This is a genomic window from Streptococcus sp. HMSC073D05 (assembly GCF_001812015.1).
Classification (GTDB): Bacteria; Bacillota; Bacilli; order Lactobacillales; family Streptococcaceae; genus Streptococcus; species Streptococcus parasanguinis_D.
In genome coordinates, this window is record NZ_KV807495.1 from 1 (window position 1) to 7,509 (window position 7,509).

Genomic DNA, 7,509 nt, shown 5'->3' on the forward strand with positions numbered 1-7,509 from the left:
GTAAAAGTGCTCTAATGATGTTCGATAAACACGCCAATCTGAAATATAAGTTTGGGAATCGACATTTTTGGAAAGAGGGATATTATGTGAGTACAGTTGGCCTCAATGAAGCCACAATAAAGAAATACATTCAGGAACAAGAGCGAAAAGATATTGCTTTAGATAAGTTGAGTGTAAAAGAATATGAAGATCCCTTTAGGGATAGTGGCAAGTAGTACATATGCCTTTTTGAGAGGCTTGTGACGAGTCAAATACAATAAGGCTTGAACAAAGTGAAAGCCAGCGTCTTTAGGCGCTGGCTAGTTATCTAGGCTTATAGCCCTGGTACAAAACACCCGTTTGGCGGGAGGTCATGATTTTTCCTGCTCCACTTGTGTGCAAAGTGGTATAATAAAAATAATTGAAATCAAAAGAGACAAAACTATGGAAGAAAAAATAATTTTACCACAAAATACACGACTGATGGGGGCTCTGCTTGGTTTTATCGGAGGAAGCCTCGATGTCTTTTGCCACATGCACTACCGGAGTTTGGTCGCGACCCAAACGGGGAACCTCCTGCTTCTCATCGCTGATTGGCACGATCCCCGTGTCGAAAATACCATCATGCGTTTTTCATCTATTCTATTTTTCTCGATCGGCTTTCTGGTTGCCCTCCATATCAAAGAATATCGCAAGACAGCCTTTTGGCGAACCAAGATGTTGATTCCTTTGTTTGTGGTGACACTCCTGATTCCCTTGGTGTCTGTCATACCACCTGTAGAAGTTCCCTTTATTGCTTTTGGGACAGGGATGATGATGTTGACCTTTACAGGGAGCCTCATCGAAAATCACCCTTATGTGATCTTTATGACTTCCGGCAATTATCGCAAGATGCTGACGGCCTTGTATCGAATCACTCGAGGAAAGGGAGATTTGGACGAGTATCGGCGTCAGGCCATGAATTACGGGATTGTTGTTGGAAGCTTTGTTGCGGGAGCGATTAGCGTGGCCATCCTCATGCATTTCATTCACCAATGGTCCATCTGGTTGATCACAGCCAACCTCTTTTTGATCATGACCTATTACACCGCCAGAGTCAAACAACTCGGCCTGCAAACAGACAATCTATAAAAAGAGGCTGGGACAAAAGTCCTAGCCTCTCAATTGTCTTGGATTATCGAGCAAGACGCAGTGCTTGAGTGGACTCTACTATGCTGATTTCATCAGCTTTTACAGCCCTACTCAACTGTGCGGAGGCGGGACAAAGAAATCGAATTCTAACGAATCACCGATTTTTGTCCCACTCTCGCTTTTTGTGTTTCTATGCTTTTAATTGTAAGAGTTCTTCAATCTCAGCCAGAGTGCTAGCTTGGGAGATGGCGCCGCGGAGTTTGGCTGCGCCAGAAGTCCCACGGAGGTAGTGAGGGGCGAGGCCACGGAATTCACGAACGGCAATGTGCTCACCTTTGAGATCGATCAAGCGTTTCAAGTGTTCGTAAGCAATCTTCATTTTGTCTTCAAAAGTCAAATCAGGCAGGATTTCTCCTGTTTCAAAGTAGTGGTTGATTTGGTTGAAGAGATAAGGATTACCCATAGCAGCGCGACCGATCATGACCGCATCAGCACCGACTTCTTCGATTCGTTGTTTGGCATCTTGAACTGTACGGATATCTCCGTTTGCGATAAATGGAATCTTGGTCAGAGCTTGTGCAACCTTGTGAAGGGTCTCAAGATCCGCATGCCCCGTATACATTTGCTCCCGAGTTCGCCCATGCATGGCAAGGGCAGAGACACCTGCGGCTTCAGCAGCGAGGGCGTTCTCAACTGCTAGGGAAGGATCCGACCAACCCGTCCGCATTTTAACAGTGAGGGGGATATCAAGGACAGATTGAACCTTATTGATGATGGAGTAGATCTTATCTGGGTCCTTGAGCCACATGGCACCCGCTTCGTTTTTTACGATTTTATTGACGGGGCAACCCATGTTGATATCCACGATATCAGTCTTGGTATTTTCTTGGATAAATTCAGCTGCGCGTGCGAGGCTATCTTCGTCACTTCCAAAGAGTTGGATCGATACAGGATTTTCTCCTTCATCGATATGGAGCATGTGAAGCGTCTTTTCATTGTTGTACTGGATTCCCTTGTCAGAGACCATTTCCATCACAACGAGTCCCGCCCCTAGTTCTTTGGCAATGGTCCGGAAAGCTGAGTTGGTCACTCCGGCCATTGGGGCTAGGACAGTACGGTTAGGGATTTCGACATCCCCGATCATAAATGGCGTATTAAGATTTGTCACGAATGAGTTCCTCCAAGTCATTTTCGTCAAAGTGGTAGTGTGTTTGGCAGAATTGGCAGGTAATCTCTGCACCGTGATCTTCATCTTTCATCTCTTTCAGATCACTAGCTGGCAGACTTGCTAAAGCGTTCAAGAAACGCTCACGGCTGCAGTCGCACTGGAAGCGAAGTTCTTCTTCAGAGAGGCGTTTGAAAGGTTCATCCCCATAGATAGCGGCAAGAAGAGCTTCAATATGGTCTTCGGACTCCAACAGTGTGGAGATGGCAGGCATTTCTTGGATGCGTTTTTCAAAGCGCGCGATTTCTTCTTCCTTGGCATTTGGCAAGACCTGGAGCAAGAAACCACCAGCCACCTTGACCTTGTCTTCGTCATCCAAAAGGACATTGAGTCCAACTGCAGAAGGTGTTTGTTGGCTTTCCGTCAGATAAAAGGCCAGGTCTTCTCCGATTTCACCGGTCACAAGAGGGGTCATGGAGTTATAAGGATTTCCCGTACCATAGTCAGTAATGACCAGGAATTCTCCGTTTCCGACAAATGGTCCCACCAGGACTTCACCAGTTGCCGTCTTCTTAATATCCACTCCAGGATTTTGCACGTAGCCTTTAACATTTCCCTTGGTATCTGCCACGGTGATGATGGCTCCGAGTGAGCTAGTCCCAAGGACTTTGACCGTAATTTTAGTATCTCCTTTCTCGTTTGCTGCCAAGATTTGACTGGCAATGAGGGTGCGGCCAAGTGCGACCGTGGAGCTAGCTTGTGTATGATGTTTTTCTTGGGCTGTTCGTACGGTTTCTGTACTGTCTAGTACATAAGCACGAAAAGCACCACTTTCTGAGATAGTTTTAATAATTTTGTCCATACCTACTATTTTAGCACAAAATAGAAAAACAGGCGCAGGCCTGCGCTTGTTTTTTGGGGTTAGGAAGAATTTTAAGACCAAAAATAGTATAATAAAACAAAGGAGGCTAGCATGAACCAATCTTTGAAAGCGGCAGTCTATGGTTTGGCGGTAGCTGATGCATTAGGGGTTCCGTATGAATTTTTAACCCGAGGCAGTTTTAAAGCGATTGAGATGGTGGGCTATGGAAGCCAACAGTAACTGGCTGGAACTTGTTCAGATGATACTAGCCTTGTATTCGCGGCCTATGATTCTTTTTGGGAAAAAGGGAAGATTTCCTCTGCTATATGCAGGAGAGGTTTGAAATTTGCTTGTTAGAGGATGATTTTACAGCAAATGACTTGCTATTTTAAACTTGTAGGAGGACCATGCTTAATCTTTTTAGGTTATCATCTAAAACTCTACCTCGGTTACAAAACAAAAACGCAGAGACATCTTCTGCGTTTTCTTACTTTATAGGTCCATTTCTGGGAAAAGTTTAGCTAGTATTTTCGGAGTAATGCTTTGTCCCGGCCCCTCAGCACAATAGGTGTGCATATACATAGAAGGATTGAAGTTGAGCTCGATGCAGGTACAGTTGGGATTTTCCTTTGTGGAAATAGCAGAGCTGTCAGGGATGATGAGATCAACGCCACAGGCCCAGGCTCCCATAGCCTTTGCCATGTCCGCAGCGAGTTCCTTATAAGATGGGTGCATACTGTCTGTGACATCAATCGAGTCTCCGCCAGTAGAAATGTTGGAATTGCGCCGCAAGTCAACCTTGACTCCAGCAGGCAGGATATCATCTGGTCCATAGCCTTGCTGGTCCAGCATGAGCAGTTCAATGTCCCCCAGTTCAATGATTTCAAGCGGTGAACGATGATCTCGGCCCCGCAGAGGATTGTCATTTTTGATGGCAATCAATTCTCTCACGGTATGCTGACCGTCTCCGACGACATTGGCCGCCACTCGCAAGAGGACTGCTTGGCATTGTCCGTCTAAGACAAAGAAGCGGTACTCCGTTCCAGCGATAAATTCCTCCACTAAGACGGCGACATCTTCTGAAAAAGCAATCTCCAGAGCCTTGTGATAAGCTTCCAGGCTAGCTGGCTCTTGGAAGATAGAGATGCCCAGTCCGAAGTTAGTTGACTTGGGTTTGACAACAATTTCTCGGTTCTTAATCAAAGGGTAGTAGGCCAGTCCCTCTTCTAGAGAAGAAAATTCTGCTCCAGCTGGAACGGGAAAGTCAGCTGCTGCCAAAATCTTTTTGGTGACTGTTTTATTGGCCATGGCCAAAGGGATGACATAGTTATCCTTGGAGGTCATATTGCCGTTCTTGACATATTCTACATGACTACCATGCCAAAGCTTGAGAAATTGGTCCTTTTCATCTAAAATTTCGACATTTAGCCCCTTTTGAATAGCATCAAAGAGTAGCATCTGGGTGGACAGTTCCATATTTTCGTAGCCTTTGAGGGCATAAGGAGCAGTCCAGGCATAGCGGTGGTATTCTTCTGCTTTTTCTAGACCAAAAGCTGTTAAGGAATCTTGCTGGATATGGGGCAGGAGCTGTCCTGACAGTGTCAGCTGAGGATGTAAGAGAGCCTCTCTCATCTGGTCCAGCAAAGTTTGATAGTAAGTTGGCAGTTCAAAATGCTGGATGAGCTCTTCCATGGCTTGGAGAAGGGCTGAGCTGTCTGCCTCATCTGGCAGGGCAGTCAGCGGGTGGCTACAAGCAATTTTCTGGTTCAAATCATGGGCAGCTTTTAATACTGCATCAACATTTTCTACATCATCTAGCCAGAGCAGGCCCAGTAAAAAGAGATGGACAGTATCTAAGGTCTCTTGGCTAATGCCCAAATGGTCAAAAGGATTGAGATCGAAGCAGCGGAATTCCAGATAGGTGATACCCTGCTCCAGATAGGCGCGATTGTGCTTCTGTCCACGGAAGCGAACGGCTGAGTAAAATTCTTTTTCAGCACTGAGCTCGCCAGACTGAACGTAGTTGTCAATATCGGTTACATATTGCTCCAAAGAAGTGTAGGACACCTGAATATTCTCGTCATTGACATAGCCATAGTTGCTGTTGCGAAAAGAGCGGATAGGCTGCGGGTATTCCTGACTGTAGAAGCCGGCTTCTGCCAGAGGAGCAGCACCGTAGAGATAGGTTAAGAGCCATCGGAAACGCAGAAAGTTTCGAGCCAGTTTGAGATAGAGGTCATTTTTAAAGTCCTTGAGTAAATGATAGGAGCTGACTTGAAAGAGAGCAGCGACCAGATCTTTCCCTAGCTCCATGTTGTAGTGGATGCCAGAGATGGCCTGTAGTTTTTTGCCATATTTTTTCGCTAAACCCTCTCGGTAGTGGCGTTCGTATTCGTTTTCCAGACGGGCGATGATAATATCTTCTTCAGTCAGCTGCGGTGGCATGGACAGAGGCCACAGGCATTCACTCTGGTCAATTGAGCGGCCTGCCACATCGCTGATAGCTCCCAGTAAGCGCCGCGCTTCCTTAGTAGAGTGAGCAATAGGTGTAATTAGTTCCAGTTGTTGTTCGCTGAAGTCTGTTTGGATGGTCGGGTGGAAATTGCGGGAACCAAGCTGACTCGGATGAGCAGTTTGAGCTAAGTGTCCATCAGTTGTAACTCGCAGATTTTCCCTCTCCAGACCAAAGGTCGCTTGGAGAATAGGGCTTGATGTATCCAGTTTCTGCAGTAATTGATTAATCGTCATCGTTTCACCGTCCTATGGTAGTTATTTTAGTCTATTACAAACGGAAAAAGAAAGCAAATTTCCGCTACGATTTTACAAAAATTCCGAACTTTTATTTTAAATTAAGTACTAAAATTCAGAAAATACATATTTTGTAAAAATGTAATTCGTCTACATAAGAGAAAAAACAAATGAAATGATGAACCCTCCTTGAAAAATTGTCAAATTTTTCATATAATGAGGTATAAAACATAATCGCAGGTGAGATTCCTGCCTGCTTTTCAAGAAAGGACGAGCTATATAGCTCAGACAAAGATATGACATCAGTAGTTGTTGTAGGAACCCAGTGGGGAGATGAAGGAAAAGGGAAGATTACAGACTTCCTATCAGCCAATGCAGAAGTCATTGCTCGCTACCAAGGTGGGGACAATGCCGGTCACACCATCGTGATTGATGGCAAAAAGTTCAAGTTGCACTTGATTCCTTCAGGTATCTTCTTCCCTGAAAAGATTTCTGTCATCGGAAACGGCGTGGTGATCAATCCTAAATCATTGGTCAAAGAGTTGGCTTATCTTCATGAAGAAGGTGTGACAACAGACAGTTTGCGCATTTCAGACCGCGCCCATGTCATCCTCCCTTACCATATCGAATTAGACCGTCTCCAAGAAGAGTCTAAGGGAGACAACAAGATCGGAACGACGATTAAAGGGATTGGACCAGCCTACATGGACAAGGCTGCGCGTGTGGGAATCCGGATTGCGGACCTTTTGGACCGCGACGTCTTCGCAGAACGCCTTCGCATCAACTTGGAAGAAAAGAACCGTCAATTTACCAAACTCTATGATGCAGAGCCTCTTTCATTTGACGATATCTTCGAAGAATACTATGAATATGGTCAACAAATCAAACAATATGTAACCGATACTTCTGTTATCTTGAACGATGCTTTGGATAACGGCAAGCGCGTGCTCTTTGAAGGAGCACAAGGGGTTATGTTGGATATCGACCAAGGAACTTATCCATTTGTAACCTCTTCAAACCCTGTTGCAGGTGGAGTGACCATCGGATCAGGTGTCGGCCCAAGCAAGATCGACAAGGTTGTCGGTGTATGTAAAGCCTATACCAGCCGTGTCGGTGACGGACCATTCCCTACAGAACTCTTTGATGAAGTGGGTGATCGGATCCGTGAAGTCGGCCATGAGTATGGGACAACAACCGGTCGTCCACGTCGTGTCGGTTGGTTTGACTCAGTTGTCATGCGCCATAGCCGTCGTGTGTCAGGAATTACCAACCTCAGCTTGAACTCCATCGACGTTCTGTCAGGTTTGGATACAGTGAAGATCTGTGTGGCTTACGACTTGGATGGAGAACGCATTGACCACTACCCAGCAAGCTTGGAGCAACTCAAACGTTGCAAACCAATCTATGAAGAATTACCAGGTTGGTCAGAAGACATCACCGGTGTCCGTCACTTGGATGAGCTTCCAGAAAATGCCCGCAATTATGTTCGCCGGATCGGTGAGTTGGTTGGTGTGCGCATTTCAACCTTCTCAGTCGGACCAGATCGTGACCAAACCAATATCCTTGAAAGTGTCTGGTCAAGTAAATAATTTAAAAGAGGCTGGGACAAAAATCCTAGCCTCTC

7 protein-coding genes are annotated in these 7,509 nt (G+C 45.7%); 4 read left to right on the forward strand and 3 right to left on the reverse strand.

Going from position 1 to position 7,509, the window contains the following annotated elements:
* Together HMPREF2832_RS06905 and HMPREF2832_RS06910 are read left to right on the forward strand one after the other, a co-directional pair.
* Nucleotides 1–215 (forward strand): transposase (locus tag HMPREF2832_RS06905; protein WP_186823069.1); only part of this gene is annotated, 215 nt, incomplete at its 5' end.
* 208 nt (nt 216–423) lie between these two features.
* The gene (locus tag HMPREF2832_RS06910; RefSeq protein WP_049497719.1) at nt 424–1,110 is read left to right on the forward strand and encodes a YoaK family protein; all 687 of its coding nucleotides are present in this window, start codon (nt 424–426) and stop codon (nt 1,108–1,110) included.
* Nucleotides 1,111–1,300: 190 nt separating this feature from the next.
* Here HMPREF2832_RS06910 and dusB read toward each other — a convergent pair whose 3' ends face one another.
* Nucleotides 1,301–2,278: a tRNA dihydrouridine synthase DusB gene (gene dusB / locus HMPREF2832_RS06915; protein WP_003012894.1), complete on the reverse strand. Its 978-nt coding sequence runs from the start codon at nt 2,276–2,278 to the stop codon at nt 1,301–1,303.
* Entirely contained in the window at nt 2,265–3,137 is an 873-nt protein-coding gene (gene hslO / locus HMPREF2832_RS06920; protein ID WP_014714025.1) for an Hsp33 family molecular chaperone HslO, read from the reverse strand. Before hslO ends, dusB begins: the two co-directional genes overlap by 14 nt.
* A gap of 111 nt (nt 3,138–3,248) precedes the next feature.
* Here hslO and HMPREF2832_RS10585 point away from each other — a divergent pair, with 111 nt between their 5' ends.
* Nucleotides 3,249–3,377 carry a hypothetical protein gene (locus tag HMPREF2832_RS10585; RefSeq protein WP_003002006.1) on the forward strand — a complete coding sequence of 43 codons (129 nt, stop codon included), beginning with the start codon at nt 3,249–3,251 and terminating at the stop codon, nt 3,375–3,377.
* Nucleotides 3,378–3,629: 252 nt separating this feature from the next.
* On the opposite strand, the gene gshAB is transcribed toward HMPREF2832_RS10585, so the two are convergent.
* Nucleotides 3,630–5,885 carry a bifunctional glutamate--cysteine ligase GshA/glutathione synthetase GshB gene (gshAB, locus tag HMPREF2832_RS06930; protein ID WP_070506135.1) on the reverse strand — a complete coding sequence of 752 codons (2,256 nt, stop codon included), beginning with the start codon at nt 5,883–5,885 and terminating at the stop codon, nt 3,630–3,632.
* Between the two features lie 296 nt (nt 5,886–6,181).
* Between gshAB and HMPREF2832_RS06935 the strand changes: the two genes are divergently transcribed.
* Complete coding sequence (locus HMPREF2832_RS06935) at nt 6,182–7,474, forward strand: adenylosuccinate synthase (RefSeq protein ID WP_021154044.1); 1,293 nt, start codon at nt 6,182–6,184, stop codon at nt 7,472–7,474.
* The last annotated feature ends 35 nt before the right edge of the window (nt 7,475–7,509 follow it).

Coding starts and splice junctions, on each gene's coding strand:
- HMPREF2832_RS06910 (WP_049497719.1), top strand. CDS start 424: ATGGAAGAAAAAATAATTTTACCACAAAATACACGACTGATGGGGGCT.
- hslO (WP_014714025.1), bottom strand. CDS start 3,137: ATGGACAAAATTATTAAAACTATCTCAGAAAGTGGTGCTTTTCGTGCT.
- HMPREF2832_RS10585 (WP_003002006.1), top strand. CDS start 3,249: ATGAACCAATCTTTGAAAGCGGCAGTCTATGGTTTGGCGGTAGCTGAT.
- gshAB (WP_070506135.1), bottom strand. CDS start 5,885: ATGACGATTAATCAATTACTGCAGAAACTGGATACATCAAGCCCTATT.
- HMPREF2832_RS06935 (WP_021154044.1), top strand. CDS start 6,182: ATGACATCAGTAGTTGTTGTAGGAACCCAGTGGGGAGATGAAGGAAAA.